Below are 21,146 nucleotides of genomic sequence, written 5' to 3' on the forward strand. Positions count from 1 at the left end.
CGTCTTTTTTTATACCCGAAGAAAAGTAAATCAATAACTTAGCGTGCACACTAGTCCTATCTCGTTCTGGACAGCTCATTTTTTTAGCAGTACGCTTAGCAGTACCGATTCGATAATGCTAACTTTGGTACTGCTATGGCGAGAACAACGAAACCTCTAACTAATACGGAAATTAAACAAGCGAAGCCAAAAGAGAAGGTTTATGACCTGCGAGATGGTCAAGGACTTGTACTCCGTATAAAGCCTAATTCATCAAAGCTATGGCTGTTTGATTACTATCGACCATACACTAAAAAGCGCACCACCCTTAGCTTTGGTAGCTACCCTGAAGTCTCTCTAGCTGAAGCTCGTGAACTTAGGTCACAATCACGGAAGCTACTATCGGATAATATCGATCCAAAAGAACACCGAGAACAAATCGCTTTAGAGCAACAAGGCCACCGTAGTGCAACACTCGAAGTTGTCGCTAAAGATTGGTTCGAAATAAAAAGAAAAAAAGTAACACCAAACTATGCAGATGATATTTGGAGCTCTCTTAAGCTTCATATCTTCCCCGCTCTTGGACCGTATCCAATATCAGAGCTACGCCCTCAGCACGCTATAGATACAATGAAGCCTCTAGCCCACAAAGGTAACTTAGAGACCATCAAGCGGCTTTCTCAACGTCTCAATGAGGTTATGACCTTTGCATTGAATACAGGACTGGTGGATGCAAACCGCCTAACCGGTATAAAGGCGGCGTTTGAAACACCGAAGAAAAAACACATGCCGACAATAACACCGAAAGAGTTACCTGGTTTAATGCTCGCCATTAACAAAGCCAACATAAAACTCACGACTCGATGTCTTATTGAATGGCAACTTCATACTATGTCGCGCCCAAATGAAGCTGCTGGAGCTAAGTGGGATGAAATTGATTTTGATAATAAATATTGGGTGATACCTGTCGAGCGTATGAAAATGCGCAAAGAACACGTGATACCGCTCACAGAGCAAACCTTGGGATTATTGGATGTAATGAAACCAATCAGTGGTCATCGTGAGTTTATCTTTCCTTCAGACAGAAACCCAAAAACTCATATCAACCCTCAAACGGCGAATATGGCATTGAAGCGTATGAACTACAAAGGGAAGCTAGTTGCCCATGGACTCAGAGCTTTAGCAAGTACGACGCTCAATGAGCAAGGGTTTGATTCAGATGTTATCGAGGCTGCACTCTCTCATATTGATTCAAATGAAGTGCGTAAAGCGTACAACAGAGCTGACTACTTAGACCGACGTAAAAAACTCATGGCTTGGTGGAGCAATCACATCTCGAAAGCATCTCAAGGTGACCTTTCAGTTACAGGTACTCGTACACTTCGCGCTGTCGGGTAAAAAATAAAAAAAGCTAACCACCAAGGTTAGCTCAAATATTCACACTTCACGTCGGCTTTCTTGAACTCGCTGATCAATCCATTGCTGAACTTCACTTTCAACCCATGCTACACAGCGATAGCCCAATGATATTTGTGCAGGAAATTTATTCTCTCTCACAAATTTATAAACACTCGCTCTCGAAAGTCCAGTCATAGCTATGACCTCTTTTAACCTGATTAGTCGCGTTGGTAGTTCTTGCATATATTCACCCTATGTCTGTTAATGTCATTAGGTAATATATGTCTATAAACTTTTTGCTGAGATCCCACCAACCTAAAGCCGTATACTAATATCGACTAAGGGCACTCGCTGCTCTTATATTAATCGACATTCTTTAGGCCAGACCACTCCAGCAGTGGATCCCTCCTCGATTACAAACGGTACAATCCACAACTTCAACTTGTTATCACCACTGGTATTGAAGTCGAAACTCTGCCCTATGGCTGTCTCAAAACCATCGTGTGCGGGATAGATCAGAAACATCTCCCTTTCATCTGAATTATCATCGAAATAGTGTTGTCCATAGGCAAACATCTGATAAAAATCGCTTTGCGATAGACCGTACTTATCGGAACCGTTGTCTTTTGTCTGGTCCACTAGCTTCCACTTAGTATCCAAAACACTCACAACACATCCACCCTTTTCAAGCAACAAGTCGGGCTGTAACTTAAACCAACTCGCTTGTTTATGCTCCACCAAGCTTTTACGTTTAACCTGACTTTTCACAATAAAATCATCAGGCACCTGCTGACGTAAAACCTTGGCTACATAGTCTTCGAATACTCGTTCCATTGGAAACAGAAGAGAGATAGCTCGGTTACTTCCTTTCATTGTCTGAGGTGAAAAGCCGTTGAGTATTAACGTAGCCCAAGCAATAGGGGCGTGGTAGTAACTCATTCCCCTATCTAACCTTAATCTCGATAGATCGCTTTTATAGTCACGGCTTAAAGGAACCTCTTCGAAGATAAAAAAGAGTTCCTGTAATTGCTTCTTGTGCTTAGGGATACGGGAAAGTTTGGCAACAATATTCAATGCAGAATGGAGCAGCCTATTAGCAGGTCGATCCACCAAATACTCTTGATATTCGCAATAGAACTTGTGTTTAGTGACCAGGTTGTTGCGCAATTGACCTGCGGCAACGAGCTTACCTTTCTGATAGGCAAGGTTGTCTACAGTCTGCACATAATCACTTTTCAAGCCCTTCTTAACAAGGTTAAGGACTGAATTAATAAACTGACCAATAAACACCTCAAGCAGAGGCATTTTCTCTTCATGAATTAACGCACTAGACGTTTGAACATGTGAAAAACCTTTAAGAGCGCGAAGCATGACCAATAATGATTTTCGAGCGAGTGTCGGATTAGACGACGTTCGACCAATTTTAGGCAACACTTCGATATGAGTACCATCGGGAGTAAAGATCACTCCCGCATGATTACGCACCTGTAGTGCTTCACTCCCTGATTTTTTACAAAGCCGGAACAGCTTATTGTCTTCTTTCGAACCTAGTGCTATCTGCTTTAGAAAAACGAAGGCTGAGGGCGCTATAGGCTCTACATGATTCACTTCTCTACATACATCACTAGACTCACTGACCAGATAAGAAAACTCAAACAGGGAGATCTCTTTGTTAGTTCTCATCCATCACCTGTGCGGCAAGCTCCTCACTCAACTGTGGCTTGTAGACAGCAAGATAGCACTCACCATTGGTCCAGATATCATCGTTTTGATCGGCTAAAGTATAACGATACTCGTCTGATACGTAGCCATCGGGTTCATACTGATTGCCGAACAGCCGTTGGTACTCAACCTTTTCTCGGCGCACAAATTGCAGAGCTTGCAGTTCTTTTCGATCACTACCGAGCTTTTGACTATCCCCTAGCACGAGACGGATCTTGCTCCAGTCATCATGAAAATACTCTTGAAGCAAAGGAACGATTTTACCGATAAAAGCCTTGGCGAGGTTTGATAGCGCCTCATCATGATTCCCAGCTTTGGCAGCATTATAGGCAGGAAAGAAGAAGGCATGCCCTAGCGTATGTTCCCTGTCGTATAAGGCTTCGATACGGTCATTCAGCGACTTCAATAACTCAGCGAGATCAATATGTTGATTATTGCCAATATCGATTAAACCATCGGACTCAAACAAGCGGATATCTGGCATCATTTCGATGAACTCGAAACGTCTGCGTAACGCTGTATCCATCAAGGCGATAGAGCGGTCAGCTGTATTCATTGTGCCGATGATATCGACATTCGAAGGCACGCTAAATGGTCTACCGCTATAGGCAAGATTGACAGACATAGGGTGAGCACCATCCTTACGTTTGTCGGTCTCTACTAGCGAGATCAACTCACCGAAGATCTTCGAGATGTTGCCACGGTTAATTTCATCAATAAACATGGCGTATTGAGAGTCTGGATCTTGCTCTGCTCTACGGCATAGCTTTAGAAACTCTCCGGGCTCAACAGAATAATGTACGTTTCCCTCACCATCCGTGGAGGCTCTAAGCCCTTCAATGAACTCTTCGTAACCGTAGGACTGATGGAACGTGGTGGAGGAAAAGCGTTTCACAACCGTTCCGGGTGGTGGTCCTTGCTCTAACTCTTTATGTAGAACCAGTAGTTCATCCACCAGCTCCAATTTGTCATCGAGAAGGTGCCAAACCGAATCACTTGTTTTATCAAACACCGCAGGTTCACCACGGCCTTTGTAATTAACGGTTGTCGAGTTCGGTACAGTGAACTTCTGTAAGTAACTCCATGCAGTCTGGCTTAAATTCCCGTCTCGATTATTCACCTTTGCTTTAGTCTGGAAGTATTTACTGGCAACGATATCAGACACTTTCGCCTTTTTATCTAAACTAAGAAGTGACAGCACTAACACTTGCATCCAATTCAGTGGCGCTATTTTTTCTTGTAGCCAAAGATATGCATCAACACCTTCTGTCTGACTTTTATACTTGGCTTGCAGTTGCTGTAGTTTGTAAGTTTTACCCGTACCCGGAGGCCCAAAAAGAATCACATTTTGAGAGCTTGAGGTTATCTCCTTTTCCACGCTGTACTCCTCTCCATCTTCTTGTATCTGGTCCATGTCTTCAATTTTCTTGTGTCGTTTAGTTGCCCATTCGTATAAGTTCCACAGATGAATATTTCTCGTATGTACATCCCAGTCATCTGGAATCAAGGTGTTCACTACCTCAACTAGCTTTTGATTATCAATGATCCAGTTACCTGTTGGTTTAATAGATAATTGAAACTGTTTTTTAAGACAGTCGATAACGGTGCTTAAATAATCTCTGCCAGCGATACTGGTATACTGCTCTGGAGATGCAGCACCAAATAACCTATGAATGACAGTCCACAGTACACGATCAAACTCACCGTCCGTACGCCAATTTTTTAGAGTACTTTCATAAGTCTCTTTCGCGGGGGACTTAATAATTTTTTCCGTCAGCTTTTGCAAATAGCTAACGTTATTGCTTAGCTCTCGTTTGTACATAAAGCCCTGCCCAACACTGGCAATACCGTTGGATTTCTCATACCAGAGCTTATGTACATCCTCCTCTGATACCGTTTTTCCTTCTTTTATCTGCTTAGCCAACTGACAGGTATCTTGATAGTCTTTATACCAACCATTGGGGTTAAAATGACTTTGTTTATCCCAAGATAGCAATTGCGTTAATGAATGGTTGTTCTTGCCAGAATCCCATAACTCCACCAATACCTCTTCATATTCATTTTTAACCAGAATACCTGATGTTTGTGGGCTCCACTGTTGGTCTGGCATCGCTGAGTTAAGAAGTAACATAGGCAATAAACCCTCTTCGCAAGAGTGGCGAATGTCTTCTAGTTCAAATCGAATATAGGCTGTCTGCTTTTCTGGATTTTTCCAACCTGAATCCAAGTAGCTTTCTTTTGTCACCTTACCTCTTGCGATAATTCCTCTAGGCTCAGCACCTAAGCGGATTAAGTAAACTACATCACCTATCTTGGGCTTCTTACTGTGACAAGACCAACGGACTTCATCTCCGACTTCGTAATCCAACTTACCGCTTTCGTTTCCATCACCACCTGTAATGAAATGCTTTGGGTTCCACGTTAATAAATACTCTGACATTTTCATACCCACAAAAAAGCACGCTCAATGGCGTGCTTATATAATTATCAATTATGCTTTCGCTGCGCGTTTTTTGGCAGCTTCCGCTTTCTTAGCTGCTTTGGCTAACGCTTCAGCTTCCTCGCGGGCCTTAGCGATACGCTCTAGCAGCTTGTCGGCGGACTCATCGTTTGGATCTTGCAGCACTAACTCACCTCGGAAGGCTTTGGCTAGAATACTTTGTGTAAGGTTATCAACTCTGACTTGGGCTTTTTTTACCTGCGCTTCGATAGTGTTAGCAAACACGAAATATTGGTCGACCAAGCGGACGATTTCTTTTTGCTCTTCTTTAGGGGGCAAAGAACAATAGAAAGCTCGCATTTTTTTTATACCAAAGGCAGACTGAGAGGTTGAGTTTGCTTGTTTCGCTATCTCTTCCATAGTTAATGGTGAAGATAAAAAGTATTGGATATATTTAGGTACAGTCAATTCTAGTGCTGGTTGAATCAATATTACGTTAGCCGATAGGGTATAATCGATTCCCATAGGTAAAACAGTCGCTTTTCCAAGCGTTCCTATTTTCCCAAAAACAAAGTCGCCTTCTTTCAAGGTATATCGCTCATTGTGTTCTTTCAAAATCTCAAAAGAAACTTTTCTCGCATTATCAAAATCAATTGAGCCATCTTCACACAAATCACCAATACTAATGTAAGGTACACCTCCTTCGACGACTTTTGGCGTTCTATGACTTGGGTGAGGATCCTGTATATGAGCAGCTTCTTTTAGAAGAATGTTTTTCCAAGAGCCATTTAACGCCTCACCACGCCACTCCTCTGTCAGCTTTCCGGAAACCGCTGAAGCCAGTACCGATTGGCGAAAGCGTTTGAGCAAATCAGGGATACCATCTAAACGTGCTTTGATGGTGTCGACCTGCGCCAATACTTCATCAAGTTTTTCTACGATGCGTTTTTGTTCGGCTAGTGGAGCCACTTTAAATGGGGCTTCGGAAAACTTACTTTTATTGATAATGGGAACAGTAGTTGCCGACGCATTAAATTTAAGCCAACTCGACAGTGTCCTACAATAATAAAATGCATACTTAGGCAGAATTAAATCGTCAAATTCTATAGAGTTAATTTGTTGATTTGTTGCCATTGGCTGCGTCGCCAAACCGACGCGACCTATGTTGCCAATACACGTTACAAGAACACTCCCTTTTTTGAGAACTCTTGCTTTACCGCAACCAAGGTCCGATAAAGTCTCCTCTGCCTGACTTAGTTCTTTATCGAAATCTATATCTCCAGGTTTAACAAATGGTATATTCCCATCATAGAACTCTGGGTTCTTCCTTGGCGGTGTATTTCCCGTCACCGTATTTCCAACAACAGACAATTTTGAATTTAACCAACCTTTTGGCAGTTCACTCATTACTTTGCCTCCGGCTTTTCTGCTAAGCCAAATGCTTCTTCAAGTAATTGTTTTTGAGCCTCAGCTTCATCATTCGCACCAAGTGATTGCATTAGTTGGTAAATTTCTGACATTGCTTCGGTCAGCTCTGCCATGGCTTCACCCGCTAGTAACTTAGGCTCTGGCAGGTTTTCTGCGCTGGTAGCTTCTAGGTCTTTCAGCCAAGAAATATCTAAGCTATCGCCTTTGGTGTCACGGATGTACTCGCGGCTAAACTTCTTCCAGCGAGCATTTTCTATTGTGTTTTCAGCGTCACTCTCAACTTCACCAAGCTGTTGCCATACACCTTCGTTACGCGGTGATTGACCGTTAGCATCGCTACCATAAGCTTCAATAAAGGAAGCGAAGTGTTTTTCAGTCAATGGACGTCGTTTACCAAAAGTATTCATGTTAGTACGCATGTCGTACACCCATGTACTGGTCGTGCAGTTTTCTTCTTGATCTTCGTTTTCTGGCGTGCCTTTTTGGAAGAAAAGCACGTTGGTCTTCACCCCTTGGGCGTAAAAAATCCCTGTAGGTAAACGCAAGATGGTGTGAAGGTTACACTTGTTCATTAGGTCCGCTCGAACCTTTTGCCCAACTCCCCCTTCAAACAAAACGTTATCAGGGAGTACGACAGCCGCGCGACCACCCGGTTTTAGATGACGATAAATGTGTTGCAAAAACGCCAGTTGCTTATTACTGGTTTCATAGGTCAAATCATCACGAGTTGGACCACCACCGCCTTTGGATGTGCCAAACGGTGGGTTAGAAAGAATCAGGTTCACTTTCGGTAGTTGTGCCCCTTCGCCACTTAGGGTATTACCTTGATGAATAGCACCTTCGCCCTCACCTTCAATACCGTGTAATAGACAGTTCATCAAAGCTAAGCGACGCGTAGAGGGAACCAACTCCATGCCGTTATAAGCTTTACGCTTTTGAAAATCTTGCTCTTTTTCACCTAAATCATAAAGGTCATCGGTTTTATCTTTAATAAACTCATGAGCAGCGATTAAGAAGCCTGCCGTACCTGCTGCGGGATCTTGAATCGTTTCCCCAGCTTTCGGATTCATTAACTTAACAATCGTGTCAATTAGAGGACGTGGAGTAAAGTATTGACCTGCACCCGATTTGGTTTCATTAGCATTCTTCTCTAACAAGCCTTCATACAAATCACCTAGACCATCTTCACGCGCTGAGAACCAATCAAGTTCATCAATACGCTTCACTAATTGACTAAGGTGCTTAGGCTCTTTAAGGCTTGTTTGTGCACCTGCATAAATTGCAGCAAGCAATGGATCATGGTGTTTACCCAGATCAAGCAGCATTTGACGGTAGTTATCATACTGTTTAATACCGGTTTGAGTTGCGATATCCGACCAACGACACCCTTCAGGCAATACATGTTGAGTAATTCCGGCTTCCGCTTGTTCGGTTTCCATTTTTATGAACAACAACAGCACTAATTCAGTGACGTAGTCCGTGTAAGTAATACCGTCATCACGTAGTACGTCACACAGTTTCCAAAGTTTTTGTACGATTTCATTGTTGTTCATTTTGCTTTTTCCTAGCAGGTGCACAGCTTGTTTTATGTAAACGAGCTGACAAAATACAAATAAAAATAATTAGGCTGAGTGTATCACTCAGCCTTTAAATTAGCTTTGGCCTTATGACCGTTCATTTACTGATTGACGACAATACCACCAGTACCGCCTTAGAGCGGAATGCAAGTTTTTGTTAACCTTGTTGCTGCCAAATGTGCTCATTTAGTGCTGCTAAGACTTGCTCTAGCTGCCCATTCAAACGCTTATCTAACTCCATACAGCCGCCATCTTGAGCAAAGCTTCGATTAATATCATCCGTTTGTAATACAATTTCTTTCTTAAGTTGCTTAGCAATGCGATCCAACCATTTGAGCTGAGGCTTAGTCCATGAGTGCATGGCATAGATACTATCCATTGCCATATCAATACGTCGCTCATAAGGCATTAGCGCTTCACCTAGCGCCGCCCTGCGTATGTGACCAACTATCGACGCAGCAATATCGCGATTCGTTGTCTTCTTCCATGCGCTTTGTAAATCGGCTTCTTTAAAATCTTGGTTATCCAGTAAGATTCGAATCTCTTTTAACTGAGCACGAGTTAGCTCTTTGGGCTTACTCACAACGGCATTAAGAGCGGCATTACTATTAAGATTGTCTTTAATAAAGCGCTCAAAGGCGGTGAGATAATCCTCTGGTTTACTGTAAGCGGAAAAGTTCTGCTCTCGAATGATAAACTCATCCTCATGATCAGAAATAATGTATTTCTCACCTCCATTTAGCATCCCTCGCACACTCTCAACTCGCTTAGCCAAACTACTGTGCTGCTTTAGCATTTGTGCTGCTTGCTCAGGTCCAGCTTGGTGCAATTGCTGGTGGATTTTATCAGCAGGACATCCCCACTCTTGTTCAATACTTTCCAGCTCTTGTTTCAGGATTGGGTCTTTTTCTGCTCGCGTCTGCGCCTTGCGCATAACACGCATGACCTTTTGGCTTAGTTCATCAAGAGCATCTTCTGCAAAGCTGCGTCCTTCTTCACTGCCAGCTAAATCAAGATTACGCTCGTCAGACACTTCATCAATCAATTGCTCAATTGTAATATTCGGTCTTTTAACCACTGGCTTCATGGTGTTCACTTGCTCTAACGAGGCATACAGGTCAACCGGGTCAAAGATTCTAAATACGGTTTTTCCAATTTCATCACAACGACGGGTAGCTCGACCTAACATTTGTTCGTACAAAATGCGCGACTTAACTCTGCGCATAAAGACAAGATTACAAATCTTAGGTACATCAATGCCTGTAGTAAGTAGATCGACCGTAATTGCTACATTGGGGAAAGTTTCGTTTTTAAACTTACGAATGGCTTGCTTCACTTTATCCGTGCTACCCGTAATTTTTTGCACGGCATGAGCTGGCACATCATCACCGTGGACCTTCTGGAGGGCTTCCACCAGTAAGCGTTCTACTCTATCTGCGTGTTGATCGGTAACACAGAAGATCATGGTTTTCTCTTGGCTGGTTGGATCGATATCTTCAGCTAGAGCTTCACACACCGTACGATCAAAATTCTCGTTAATCACAGTGCGGTTGAAATTCTCAACATGAAAATCAAGCTCGTCCTCAAGCTCTACACTATTCACTTCTCCCGATAAGGTATCAACAACGTCGACTTGCTCACCTTGATTGAATTTTATACCCGCTTGGTTAAGCCTTGTTTTATAGGTGATTGGAGTTTCATGATCGATAAGATAATCTTCAGCCACCGCCTCGCGATACGAATAAGTGTAAACGGGGTGACCAAAAATCTCTGCGGTATGCGCGGCTGGTGTGGCAGTTAAACCGATTTTTACGGCATCAAAGTAATCAAGCACACGACGGTAACTAGAACGATAAAGGTTAGGGTCTCGCGCTACTAACTCAGCTTCACCCAACTCTTGATCCAATGTATAACCACGGTGAGCTTCATCAACGATAATACAATCGTATTGGTCAACGGGTAGGATCACCGCATTATCATTGTCGCTGTCTTTGTCTTCAAACAAACGCTTCACCATGGCCTGCACGGTCGCAACATGTACGCGAGTCTCGGCCTCTGGCAACTTATCTGACATTTCTTTTATGTCATAGATTTTGGACAAACGACGTTTTTGCTCTAAAGGTGTTTCATCGAAAGCTTCAGTCGCTTGATCACCTAGAGCAGAGCGGTCGACGAGAAATAAGATACGCTTAAATCTTTCCGTTTTCAGGAAGCGGTAAAGCAGACCAATGATTGTCCGTGTTTTACCCGTACCTGTAGCCATGGCTAATAAGCTTTCACGTTTATTTTGAGCTAGTGCTTCTTCTACCGCGATAACAGCCTTTTTCTGATATGGTCTCAGCCCAAGGTACTCAAACGGCTCAACAACCATCTCTTGCTGTGCTTTATGGTGATCTCGATGCAGTAAGTCCAGTAGCCCCGCGGGACTCATAAAGCTCTGACAGGCACGTTTTGCATTAGAAGCTAAACGACAATCACGGAACCATGTTCCGCTTTGCTCTTGCATTTGACGTAAGAAAGGCTTGCCATTACAAGCAAAGACAAAAGGTAGTTTATAGTTGGCTTCACCTTCACATCCTTGCCACGATTCGCTGCGTCCAGCCTCTATCCAAGCTGGCTTAATCTCGTCTTCAAGGTCAACGATACTTTGAGGATCAAACTCTCTGCTATAACGCTCTGCTTGAGCAATTGCGCCAGAAACGTTAATGCGCTTTCTTTTCGCTTCAACGGCTGCAATAGGGATTAAGCCAACAAACAAGACATAATCAGCACGATGCTTCTGCCCCTGCATTTCCCACTCTGCAATTGCCATATTACGTCCTTTCTCAGGACGAACACCTTTACGGTAATCAAGAACAACTGAGTCAGCTTCCCACCCGGCATCTCGTAACTGCTGATCGATAATGAATCGAGTTTGCTCTTCCGTTAAGTCAAAACGGCTATTTTTAAGTATCTCGACACGCTGCTTGAGCGTTTTAGCTTCTTCAGCTTCATCGAGGTTGGTCGGTTGTTCTTGGCTGCGCTCACGTAATTGGGTTTCTAATTCACGAATGCGAGCTTTAGCTTTCTCTACACTCATTGAATCATTGGCTTCTAATACGGATAGCTGCTGCTTGAATCCAACCAGAGATTTGAATTGACGGTGTGGTAAAGCAAAGTCAACGGATTGCTGCGCTTCCAACTGCTCAATAACTTCTTTTAATCGCGCAATCTCTTTCTTGGATTGCTCGACCAATTCAGCTGTTTGCTCTTCAACTGGCGGGACATACTTTGGTGGCTGAAAATTAGCTTCACCTGTCTTAACTCGATAGTAAATCGTCGCAGCTTTATGAGAGATTTCTAAAGCGTGGCCTGCTGCAACCGGATTATTGTAATAACCATGCGCAGCTTTGTTGCCATGCTTTCTCAGTGCATGAAATATTGTTAATCGTTCATCATCTAAGAGTCCCCGATTTCCCAACTCTTTTAGCTGGTCAAAGGTTGATAAATTCGGAGCGAGCTTAACTAGCTCTGCGATAAAGCCAACGATCTCTTCGGAGAGTAAACGAACCTTAAACAAGGTAGTGTGAGGGTCTTGGTGTAAATTGCGCTCAGCCGAAAGCGCAATCGCATACAAGGTGTCATTAACCCCTTGTAAAAAATCAAAATTGGACGAAGCCATGAGTGTCCCTGAGCCAACTGAAACTGTGGCTCAGTTTACACTAGATGTTTAATATTTCTGCACTTTTTTATTATACTTGGGGTAAGAAATACTAGTTAGACACCTTAAAAAGTCTAACTTAAAGTACTTCTAGTTTTAAATCTGTTTGCTCTTCTGGGGCTTACAATTTTTTAAGGAGTAACAAGATAACAACCTCACACTCGCGGTTAGACAATTCAGAAAATAGAACAACAAGAGCCCGTGTGTTCAGGTTCTTGTTTCGAGAATAGTTAGAAGGAGGTATTCGGTTCTAATTCGGGAAATAAGTAATCCAGTACTTTCTCAGAGTTCCATTTGCACGCAATGTCAAATAGACCAGCACGCAGATTTTCCGCACGAGTAAAACAGGTACCTTGCAGATCAACTTTATGATCTTGAGATTCTATCATCGTCTGTATTAACTCGACTTCATCGAATTCGACCGCTAACATCAATGGTGTGTAACCTTCTAATGCCGTGCTATGTTTCGCATTAGGGTTGGCACCATGTTTAATCAAGTGCTTTGCGATATCTCGAAAACCTTCTGCTGTCGAGTGTTTTAAAAATGCTTCCTTTTCAAGCTGCAAATTTATACGGGATATTTCTTGGAAATCTTCGTCTTGAGACATTTTCTCAATCGATCTTTTCAATTGTCCTAAATCATGAGGAAGCCATCCAAAACCATGTGCTCGAAGTGATTTTAGGTTCATGTCAGAGAACTTCATTTGCTCTGTGGTCCTAGTTACCTCTTGTGGGCGTGTATGGCGAGCTATCAAAGCAATAGCAGTAAACAAAGGTGTTTCATTCCCCACGTCATGTCGTTGGTCAACGTTGGCTCCCATCTCAATCAGCTTTTCAACTACGTCGAGACGGCCTGTCTGCACACCACAACCAAGCGGCGTAAGCTTGCGTTTCGCCGTTACGGTATCTAGGGTTTGTGGAGTATGGTTATACTTAGCTAACTCCCAAAAGTTATCGTCCCGCAAAGTACCAGTAGGAAATAAAGTCACTTGCATTTCTTGTACGGCAAAAAGAATAGCCGACTCCTGATTCGTAGATAGATTATCAACATCCGCCCCAGCCTCTAGCAACTTAGAGACAGACTTTGATTTACTCATCATAGAGAAATAGACTAGTTGAGGCATTTTCTTGCTACCCCCTCCCATTAAGCCAATGTTGATTTCTTTATTCGGTTTACTCAAATCAACATCAGACTCACTACCCTCAATTAAACACACACTACTGTCTTTTGGTGGGTTATCAGGATATACAGCACCAGGGAAGAAAGACTCTTTGGTAAAGTAAGAGTCAAACATATTAGCAAAGGCTAGGATCTCCCACTCTTCGATATCCGGTGCTTTTTTCCTCGTACTCTCATTTTGCGGGCCATCAGGTGCCATATCGATATCTAACATTACAGCCATACGACGTAAACGGTTGATAAATGGTTTATCCGGTTTGGGCATTCGGCATGCGGCGATAATAGCCTCCCGAATGATACAGACAGCATTCTCGCCTTGACGATAAATAACCTGCTCGAACGCTTTTTTATACTCGCCAATCGCAAGTTCTAGCTCACCACAATGAAGCTCAAGTCTCGCTTTCATCCAATGACGAAAATATGAAGTTTCATAATCTTTATCTAAATCGCTTTCATATTTAAGCCTTCCAAACAAAATTCGACAATGCTCTTCCGAATCAACCGTTTTAGGCTCACGTAAGCGAAGTAGATAATAAAGTTCCAAAGCCAAAGGCACTGAACGCTGGTGTTTTAGGCTCGCCTTTTCTAATAGCGCCTCCAGGGCACTGCGATAACTATCCTCTATGCTTTCAAGCGCACTAGTATGCAGTAGCGATACATCCATTTTCGGGAATTTTCTGAAGAAGTAATCCCATAAGCGTGCAACCAAGAAATTGACCTTGAATGCTAGCCAGGATTTCTCAGTTCGAAGCTTTCGACCAATCAGATTGATAGAGCTGAGACTTGGTAGCTCAGCTTTATCAGGTAAAGCCCAAGTTCGTAATCTTTCCTTACTTTCAGGAGAGAGAGAACGATAGTGCTGTGGCCATTGAGGTAGTTGTTTCAATCCATTAATCACAATAGAAACGAATGACTGTTCACTTTGAGCGACTACTATTGAGTTAAGGGGAACATCACCAAGAATATCGTCACAGAATAAGGACAAATTAAAAGTAAGAAAGTAACGGTCCAAGAAAGCGCGAGCATCTTCAACCTTTACACCATCTAATGGCGCCGCCATCATTAACTCACGATATTGCTCTACGAATCGATCAAACCCAGCAACAAATCGTTGTGCCATAGATTCATTAATAAAACCTTTTACGGGCTCATAGATCAGTTTCTGTTTGAGTTCATGATAAAGCGCTGGTGTGATTTCATTATTTTTACAAGCACCATCGATTTTTTTCGCGATACTACTATCAATACCCTTGGTTCCTAGCCCATTAGCAAACTCGCGTAGCAGAAACTGGATGCTGTAATAAGGTGTTTCGATTTTTTGTTTAGTCATACTGAACGTTGAATATCTTTATTAAAGTTTTGAAAAGCTCGTCTATCACTTGGCGTACTTGGGACTGTGAATCGCTTCCCTGCTGGCGAAAAAATAGAGCCATGTTTTTTACAGCGTTGGAACCGCCAATTACTTTTCACCAAATGGCAAACCAACTTCTGTATATCCTTGTTATTGCTATATCTTTTCATAATTGATGAGGGGGAAATGTTATCTCCCCCGCACTCCCTACGATTGACTATTTTTCGCAGCGGCTGATTGAGCTCTCGCAGCAAAACTTCCTTTGGCTACTTGACCACCATTTGCTTTCGCTTGTCCGCCTTGAATGCGTGCAGCGGCTGACGGGGTCATTGGTGTTGATTTCGCTTTAGACATGTTCATTTCTCCTTGTGTGTTTGAACACAAACAAGTTAACAATCGCTGCTTAAAAACGCACGGGGGCAACTGGAGAGTTTTTTTATTACTACCCGCCCACGCTAAAAACATAAATAATTTCAGATATATATCATCTTCGTGCACCTACTACTCAACTCATTCTAAGGAGTGTTTCATGCACGATAACAACTACTATTTTGATGGTCCTGTCACCGCCGACAGGGTGCTCGACGCAGCCGCAGAAATCCTTGCAGCACGGGGCCTCCGAGGCGATCAATATTGCAATCCAGAACTCACTAAAACCTACCTTTCTTGCAAATTAAAAGCTTATGAGAGAGAGGTCTTTGCTGTAATGTTTCTTGATAACCAACATCACCTTATTTCATTTGAAGAGCTTTTCTTTGGCACCATTGACTCAGCCAGTGTCTACCCTAGAGAAGTGGTAAAAGCCGCATTAAAGACAAATGCCGCAGCAGTCATCTTTGCTCACAATCACCCTTCAGGGGATGCAACACCGTCACAAGCTGATAAGCGAATCACTCTAAAACTAAAAGATGCATTAGCTCTGGTGGATATCCGGGTTCTTGATCATATTGTCATTGGGGATAGCGCCGTCTCTTTTGCAGAAAGGGGGCTACTATGATTCAGAAAAGATATGGCGACATTGCCTTAAACGATACCTTTCATCATTGCTTACTCGCGATTATCAAGCAGTATGATATCCCTAGTCATGCTCAGCGAATTATTCTTAACTGTAGAGAAACAAGCTACTACAGAACCAAAGAAGGGCTACACCCGGTTGAAATTCAACTCTACCGAATATCCCTTTCCACTCCTTGGCAGCTTATCTGTCTAACAAGCTTTTCCTACTCAGATACTCAAAGCCACGAACTAGAACCTGAACTCTATTTTCACTTGCCTAACCTTTGGTGCTATCAGCCCGATTGTGGGTCGGTAAGTCTTGAGCACCCCAAAATTAAAACGCTATTAGAAGCGTGGATGCAAACCTTAGCCTGTCATTTAACGCAGTGTAATTATGATGATATCCAACTAACAATGACCAGTACCTTTGACGCCACTTCATAGATCGAAACCCCATTATCACCAACACTAGGAGACGTAATATGTCGACTCTAAACTTTGCCCCGCCATCTCTACCAGTATCAAAACAACTCCAAACTTTACTTAGTCAGTACTGCCAGAATTTCTTTTCTTCAGAAGAGACCAAAGCCACCAGCCCTACAGTCACGATTAACTTTCGAGACAAGAGTTATAGTGCAGAGGAAGGGGGTTACCATCCTGTAGAAATAAGCCTCAACATTAAGGAAGACCACACGCTAGACATTCTCTACATCACTGATTTTGCCTATATGGGTAACTACTACCCAGAACTAGAACGCTGCATAGACTTTGATTTTGGGAATCAAGTGGTCTTTACAGTGGCAACCGGATGGCAAAGCATTCGCTCTGAAGGAATTGATGAACTGTACAAAATGTGGGAACAAAATTTTCTGTATTACGTTAAATCTGAATGCTTCGACAACATCGAGCTTACCCACTAACCCCTACCTTTCTAGCCAGACTTTCACTTGTTGCTTTGCTTCTTCCTTATGCTCTTGTTTTACATGGGCCCCAACAGAAGCTAACGCAGCCATCAATACACTAATGTCATCACTGTAGCCTACACCCACCAACACATCCGGTATAGCGTCAATAGGGAAGACAAAGTAACCCAGAGCACTCAATATCGCCGTTTTAACCCAACGTGGTGTATCGCTATCTTTCGCACAGTAATAAAGGGTTAAGGCTGTTTCAATAACATCGCGTCCTGCTTTTCTGGCGTAGCGTTTGAGCTTATTCCAAAACGAGTGCTCATTAAAATGTCTTTGGTGCTGGGTGTCTTGCATCGTATGCCCTCCATTAAAGCTTCAGGATACTGGCTAGCACATTCATTTCTAAGACCAACCTTTAGCGAAGGCGACATAAGTTAACGCATCAATTTGTATTATGCATTGGCACTCAACACTTAATAAAAAGGATCACCAAATGGGATTTTGGGACAACGTTGGAAAGCTTGCGAAAGCAGGCGCACAAGCAGGAGCTAAAGTAGCTTCTGACACGTACGGTGACATGAAAGAGGCACAAGCCGATGCGGCAAGTAAGGGAGATGATCAGTTGGCACGTACCCTTGCAAATCGTTCAGGCGGTACATGGGCTATAGGAGCCGCTCGTCAGGAGCTTAAAAATCGCGGATATAGTGATGATGCGATTCAAAGCATGATAAGTCGTCACCGCTAGTGATAACTAAGGGACACGGTAAACTTCCGTGTCCGATTCTTTCTTTATTTTAGTCAAAAACACTGCGACACAAGTCAACGCAGCGCCTCGTAAACTCTCTTCAATCAATTCGTTAGCTCATTGTCTTTACTCATTTCATACATGAGCGGAGAGGTGTGCGCTTAAAAAAATAAAGCCATCTATGGACGATACCAAGCTTAATCGCTCACAACATTACATACAGCTGGTTCTTGAGATTTATAAGCGTATTCCTAACAGTCGCAAGATCACAGCAAAAGAGATCCAACTGCAACTCAGTGAAATCGGCATTGCTCGTTCAGAGCGGACCATTCAGCGTAATCTCACCGATATTGCTCAGTTCTTTGATGATGTCGATGTAGATACGCGCGATAAACCTTTTGGTTACAGTCGCCGCTCACAGAACTTGTTATCACATGGACCACAGGAGGCTGTACTGCTCAGCCTAACTGAAAACTATCTACGCTATCTTCTTCCTGTCAATTTAATGAAAACGCTCGACAGTGTTTTCAATGATGCTAAACAACACCTTTTCCCAACCACCAGCAATATGAAAGAACGCCAATGGTTAAGAAAAGTGTGCTTTGTTAATGAGGGCGTACCACTACTCCCTCCCCATATCGACAACAAAATATTTGAGAAGGTTAGTTATGCTCTCTTCCACAATCGTTATCTATCTATTTGTTATACCAATGCCAACTTAGAGTACAAAAGCAAAGACGTCATGCCATTGGGTCTAGCACAACAAGGCAGTCGTCTGTATCTGGTGTGCCGCTTCCATGGTCACACCAACGAACGCTCTCTGGCATTACATCGCATCAATAAAGTCAATGTATCTACTTTTGATTTTACTTACCCAAGTGACTTTGACCTAGAACGGTATGAGCTAGATGGCCGCTTTTACTTTGGTGAAGGAAATGAAGTAAACCTATCTTTTTGCATTACCCATGAAAGCGGGTATCACCTACTTGAAACACCCTTGTCGTTGAAACAATGTGCTGAGTTAGTGGACGGAGGATATCAAATCACTGCAACGGTGATCGATTCACCTCAACTTGATAGATGGTTACGTGGTTTTGGGGATGATGTTTGGGACATTACTAAACAGAAAAGTTCTGAGAAAACCGCTTAGGCTATTCTCTCTTGATCCAAGATTGGTGAGCGTACTCCTAAGCGCTCATCACGATCCGCCACTCTCTCTATCACCCAATCTTGAACCTCACTTTCTACCCATGCCACACATCGATAGCCAAGCGAGACAGACTTAGGAAACTGGTCTGCATCCATCAGCTTATATACATACGAACGGCTCAAGCCCGTCATTTCAATTATTTCTTTTAATCGAATTAGTCTCATTTTTCTTTCCTCATGAATTACTCGTCATAAGGAGAGAGCTAGTTGTAAATTTTTCGCACTCTAACCAAGGAGCACCTATGCCTGAACATCACGACCTATTCACCACGCTTGAAAGCGAGATACGTCAAGCACCGCTTAATGAACAAACGCGAACTAAGCTACTCGATAACCTTGAACAAATGAAAACCACAGAACTCAATATCCTGATCACGGGAGCTACTGGAGCTGGAAAAAGTTCTACGATAAATGCCCTTTTCGACATGGCGATTGCAGAAGTAGGTACAAGCTGTGAGCCACACACCCAAGGAATTAGTCAGTACCGCTTGAACAACCTAATTCTTTGGGACAGTCCGGGCTTAGGGGATGGAGTCGAAGAAGATGAGCAACACGCTCGCTTACTAGAAAAGACATTGAAAGCCAAAGATGACCAAAAACGTTTTGTGATCGACTTAGTCCTTGTCGTTCTTGATGGGGGTTCACGTGACTTAGGGACACCCACCACTTTAATCAACGACGTACTTATTCCTGCATTAGGGAAAGAAGCTCAGCACCGTCTAATGATTGCCATCAATCAAGCAGATAATGCTTTGAAAGGGAACCAAGCCTGGAACCATGAAAGTAATACTCCAACTTCCGCAGCAAAAGCTCACCTAGAAGCCATGGTGAACTCCATTCATCGCCGTGTACTACGGGCTACAGGGGTTTATTTAAAACCGATTTACTACGTCGCTGGTCACTGTGATGGCACAACCAAACAACGTCCCTATAACCTCTCCAAGCTGTTGTATCTGATTGTTGAACGCCTACCAAAAAATAAACGGCTCATACTGGCGAATCGTACGCTTTCCCCTCGACATGAGAATTGGGAAGACAACGATGCCAGTGATTACAACAAAAAAACCAGTTTTAGCTTATGGGAAGCCATCTTCGATACGACAACTAAAGGTGCAGAGTATGGGGAGGAAATAGGAAGCATCTTTGGCTCGACAGGCCAACACATTGGGAAAGTCATAGGAGGCGCGCTAGGAGCCTGCCTAGGTGGCTTGCGTTACATCTTCGGCTGGTAGGTAGTCTCATACAGCCCAACCTCACAAACCAACACTCTCTTCGACACAAGTTGTCGTAGCCATCTTTTAGTATCAATTCATTGAATAATAGATAAAGGATATCTCTCATGAAACCTATTGTAATTACCGCAGCACTAACAATGCTTATGACCTTTACTGCGTCTGCTGAAGGCTACAAAGTCGAATACAAAGACATCAACACCCGATGGGGACCAAAAACGAAAATATATGTAACGTCCCTCTTTGACTACTCAACTGTCTTCGGTATCGAAGTCAACCGAGGTAACTGTGAAGTCGCTAGACCTGAAACACCAAAGATTACCGTCAACAAGAATAAGTACAGCCAATCTGAAGTGTTACTCAAGAACATGAGTAACCCTGATTACAAAAAGCCATCCAATAATAGCAAGTCTGGTGGTGTGAAATGGCTTCCTTATCCCGAAGTGGATTTGAAGTACGGAGAGTCTACTGGTTATGTCACTACAACGCCCTGTAGAGTCCTACAAATTGACATTCACTCTAGTGAAGGTAGTTACCGCTTTAATGCGGATTAAACAACTGAAAGGCCACAGGGGCCTTTCTTTTTTGCCTTATCACTTACGACTGCTACCAAAGTTTTTCTCTCTGCTCCCATACTGTTTACTTTCTCCCTTAGCAAAGTAACTGACTCGGTAGAAGGCTTGCTTGTATTGTTCCTCAAAGATTTTGCTATCGTTCCGCCTATTAATTTCATAGCGACCATTATCTGGGAAGTTAATAACACTATTTACTTGTTCGACCTTAATACCTGTAGCGCTTGCCCAAGCTTTAGAAATCATGCCTGAAATATAATCACTCGTAATGTTGTCATAAGGCCCGATACTTTGAAAAACATCACCGTTAAGCAATACAGCAACATGGTAATGAGGATGCTCAGAAGACACTACTTCCTTGCACCAAATAAATCTTGGCTTACATTGTCGTTTGTTACCCTTCCGCTTTAAGTAGGCAGATAACATCTCTTTAAAGGATTCTTGAAATTTAGTGATTTGCTTACTTGATACTCCCCCTGTTGAAAGCACAGTGGGGTACTTTAAATCCACACGCAGTAATAACGTTCGTGGATGTTGACCCAGTGCATTATCAAACGCTTTCTTGATTGAAGAGAGATAGGATGCTTTTAGTTGTCCTTTCTTGGAGTATACCGGCAAGTCCATATCATCAATGGTGAGTATTTCTGCATGTTCAAGATAATTGTTCATTTCTATCATTCCTATTGGTTAGTGTTCTCAATAGGTA

19 protein-coding genes are annotated in these 21,146 nt (G+C 42.9%); 8 read left to right on the forward strand and 11 right to left on the reverse strand.

All coding sequences use genetic code 11. The features are described from left to right. Window positions 1–135 precede the first annotated feature (135 nt). Complete coding sequence (locus tag AACT19_RS00435) at window positions 136–1,377, forward strand: integrase domain-containing protein (protein WP_076644764.1); 1,242 nt, start codon at window positions 136–138, stop codon at window positions 1,375–1,377. Between the two features lie 39 nt (window positions 1,378–1,416). On the opposite strand, the gene AACT19_RS00440 is transcribed toward AACT19_RS00435, so the two are convergent. The 8 genes from AACT19_RS00440 to AACT19_RS00475 all read right to left on the reverse strand — a co-directional run bounded on the left by AACT19_RS00440 (window position 1,417) and on the right by AACT19_RS00475 (window position 15,129). Beyond that, on the reverse strand, window positions 1,417–1,620 hold the full coding sequence (locus AACT19_RS00440) for a helix-turn-helix transcriptional regulator (RefSeq protein WP_076644765.1): 204 nt from the start codon (window positions 1,618–1,620) through the stop codon (window positions 1,417–1,419). Window positions 1,621–1,734: 114 nt separating this feature from the next. After that, window positions 1,735–3,060 (reverse strand): McrC family protein, encoded by a 1,326-nt coding sequence (locus AACT19_RS00445; RefSeq protein WP_076644766.1) that lies wholly within the window; start codon window positions 3,058–3,060, stop codon window positions 1,735–1,737. After that, a complete protein-coding gene (locus tag AACT19_RS00450) occupies window positions 3,050–5,539 on the reverse strand; it encodes an McrB family protein (protein WP_083717858.1) in 2,490 nt (829 codons plus the stop codon). Before AACT19_RS00450 ends, AACT19_RS00445 begins: the two co-directional genes overlap by 11 nt. Before the next feature lie 51 nt (window positions 5,540–5,590). After that, window positions 5,591–6,946 (reverse strand): restriction endonuclease subunit S, encoded by a 1,356-nt coding sequence (locus AACT19_RS00455; RefSeq protein WP_076644767.1) that lies wholly within the window; start codon window positions 6,944–6,946, stop codon window positions 5,591–5,593. Then, on the reverse strand, window positions 6,946–8,520 hold the full coding sequence (locus AACT19_RS00460; protein WP_076644768.1) for a class I SAM-dependent DNA methyltransferase: 1,575 nt from the start codon (window positions 8,518–8,520) through the stop codon (window positions 6,946–6,948). Before AACT19_RS00460 ends, AACT19_RS00455 begins: the two co-directional genes overlap by 1 nt. Before the next feature lie 181 nt (window positions 8,521–8,701). Beyond that, window positions 8,702–12,205, reverse strand: a complete 3,504-nt coding sequence (gene hsdR / locus AACT19_RS00465) for a type I restriction-modification system endonuclease (protein WP_076644769.1) — start codon at window positions 12,203–12,205, stop codon at window positions 8,702–8,704. Between the two features lie 269 nt (window positions 12,206–12,474). Next, on the reverse strand, window positions 12,475–14,754 hold the full coding sequence (locus AACT19_RS00470; protein WP_076644770.1) for an ankyrin repeat domain-containing protein: 2,280 nt from the start codon (window positions 14,752–14,754) through the stop codon (window positions 12,475–12,477). Window positions 14,755–14,982: 228 nt separating this feature from the next. Further along, a complete protein-coding gene (locus AACT19_RS00475; protein WP_019823990.1) occupies window positions 14,983–15,129 on the reverse strand; it encodes a hypothetical protein in 147 nt (48 codons plus the stop codon). Window positions 15,130–15,304: 175 nt separating this feature from the next. Here AACT19_RS00475 and radC point away from each other — a divergent pair, with 175 nt between their 5' ends. The 3 genes from radC to AACT19_RS00490 are packed head-to-tail and all read left to right on the forward strand — an operon-like array spanning window position 15,305 to window position 16,691. Next, window positions 15,305–15,772 (forward strand): RadC family protein, encoded by a 468-nt coding sequence (gene radC, locus AACT19_RS00480; RefSeq protein ID WP_076644772.1) that lies wholly within the window; start codon window positions 15,305–15,307, stop codon window positions 15,770–15,772. Then, on the forward strand, window positions 15,769–16,215 hold the full coding sequence (locus tag AACT19_RS00485) for a DUF2787 family protein (protein ID WP_076644773.1): 447 nt from the start codon (window positions 15,769–15,771) through the stop codon (window positions 16,213–16,215). The genes radC and AACT19_RS00485 overlap by 4 nt, the downstream gene beginning before the upstream one ends. 38 nt (window positions 16,216–16,253) lie before the next feature. After that, window positions 16,254–16,691, forward strand: a complete 438-nt coding sequence (locus tag AACT19_RS00490; protein WP_019823996.1) for a DUF2787 domain-containing protein — start codon at window positions 16,254–16,256, stop codon at window positions 16,689–16,691. Window positions 16,692–16,694: 3 nt separating this feature from the next. Here AACT19_RS00490 and AACT19_RS00495 read toward each other — a convergent pair whose 3' ends face one another. Continuing rightward, the gene (locus tag AACT19_RS00495) at window positions 16,695–17,036 is read right to left on the reverse strand and encodes a YkvA family protein (RefSeq protein WP_076644774.1); all 342 of its coding nucleotides are present in this window, start codon (window positions 17,034–17,036) and stop codon (window positions 16,695–16,697) included. Window positions 17,037–17,175: 139 nt separating this feature from the next. Here AACT19_RS00495 and AACT19_RS00500 point away from each other — a divergent pair, with 139 nt between their 5' ends. Both AACT19_RS00500 and AACT19_RS00505 read left to right on the forward strand, forming a co-directional pair. Next, window positions 17,176–17,427 carry a hypothetical protein gene (locus tag AACT19_RS00500; protein ID WP_076644775.1) on the forward strand — a complete coding sequence of 84 codons (252 nt, stop codon included), beginning with the start codon at window positions 17,176–17,178 and terminating at the stop codon, window positions 17,425–17,427. A 181-nt stretch (window positions 17,428–17,608) separates the two neighbouring features. Then, window positions 17,609–18,577 carry a helix-turn-helix transcriptional regulator gene (locus tag AACT19_RS00505; protein ID WP_076644776.1) on the forward strand — a complete coding sequence of 323 codons (969 nt, stop codon included), beginning with the start codon at window positions 17,609–17,611 and terminating at the stop codon, window positions 18,575–18,577. On the opposite strand, the gene AACT19_RS00510 is transcribed toward AACT19_RS00505, so the two are convergent. Then, window positions 18,574–18,801, reverse strand: a complete 228-nt coding sequence (locus tag AACT19_RS00510) for a helix-turn-helix transcriptional regulator (RefSeq protein ID WP_076644777.1) — start codon at window positions 18,799–18,801, stop codon at window positions 18,574–18,576. The two genes, AACT19_RS00505 and AACT19_RS00510, sit on opposite strands and share 4 nt — an antisense overlap. Before the next feature lie 77 nt (window positions 18,802–18,878). Between AACT19_RS00510 and AACT19_RS00515 the strand changes: the two genes are divergently transcribed. Then, the gene (locus AACT19_RS00515) at window positions 18,879–19,868 is read left to right on the forward strand and encodes a GTPase family protein (protein ID WP_076644778.1); all 990 of its coding nucleotides are present in this window, start codon (window positions 18,879–18,881) and stop codon (window positions 19,866–19,868) included. A gap of 107 nt (window positions 19,869–19,975) precedes the next feature. Continuing rightward, entirely contained in the window at window positions 19,976–20,422 is a 447-nt protein-coding gene (locus tag AACT19_RS00520) for a hypothetical protein (RefSeq protein ID WP_076644779.1), read from the forward strand. Between the two features lie 39 nt (window positions 20,423–20,461). Here the strand turns inward: AACT19_RS00520 and AACT19_RS00525 are convergent, their stop codons facing one another. Continuing rightward, the gene (locus tag AACT19_RS00525) at window positions 20,462–21,109 is read right to left on the reverse strand and encodes an inovirus Gp2 family protein (protein WP_076644780.1); all 648 of its coding nucleotides are present in this window, start codon (window positions 21,107–21,109) and stop codon (window positions 20,462–20,464) included. Window positions 21,110–21,146: the final 37 nt, after the last annotated feature.

Source organism: Vibrio sp. 10N.222.47.A9, assembly GCF_963872585.1.
Lineage (GTDB): Bacteria > Pseudomonadota > Gammaproteobacteria > Enterobacterales > Vibrionaceae > Vibrio > Vibrio splendidus.